Origin of the sequence: Cellulomonas uda (genome assembly GCF_006538705.1) — a bacterium.
GTDB lineage: Bacteria > Actinomycetota > Actinomycetes > Actinomycetales > Cellulomonadaceae > Cellulomonas > Cellulomonas uda.
The window spans coordinates 1-685 of the sequence record NZ_BJLP01000103.1 but is presented as its reverse complement, the minus strand read 5'-3'; the positions used below and the strand labels follow the sequence as shown (position 1 = coordinate 685).

Genomic DNA, 685 nt, shown 5'->3' with positions numbered 1-685 from the left:
GGCACGCGACGCGCGTGCGCGTGCGCGTGCCGGGCCGCGGGAGCGCCGTGGCCGGTCCCGAGCGGTCAGGGGTACTGCGCGACGAACGCGGGCGTCCCGGTGTTCGTGGCGTCCACCTGCGCGCCGGTGTCGTTGACGACGTGCCGCACGGTGCCGGCGCTGAGGTTGACGGTCATCACGTGGTGCAGGCGTACGCCCGGGCGGCGCGGCACCTCGAACCCACGCTCGGTGACGACCGACGGGTTGTTCTGGTTGAACACGTACACGCCCGCGCCCCACACCTCGTGCGTGCGCACCCGGTCGCCGACCTTGTAGCCCGCCCAGCCGGGCGTGCCGTCGGGCTTCGTCCAGTCGGCCTGCGTCGGCGGGTCGTAGGGCAGCTCGTTCTGGAACATCACGACGCGCCCGCGCTCGCCGTTCCAGACGAGGTTGTGGCGCTGGAAGTGCTCGACGAACAGGCCGGTGGCGGTGACGTCGTCGCCGTTCACGACGACGCCCGTGCGGCCGATGTTGGTGCGCCAGCGGTCGGTGTCGCCGTTGACGCCCTCGGTGAACCCCTCGACGCCGTGGTCGGCCCGCCAGACCCAGGTGTGGTCGACGAGCACGTGGTCGGCGTCGACCTGCAGCGCGACGTCCGTGCTGCCGCGGTGCGGCCCGCCGACGCGGAAGTACACGTCGGACAGGG

1 protein-coding gene is annotated in these 685 nt (G+C 73.0%); it reads right to left on the bottom strand.

Annotated features, from left to right (window positions below):
* Positions 1 to 65: 65 nt before the first annotated feature.
* On the bottom strand, positions 66 to 685 hold a 620-nt coding region (locus tag CUD01_RS16330; protein ID WP_503826116.1), incomplete at its 5' end, for a pectate lyase-like domain-containing protein.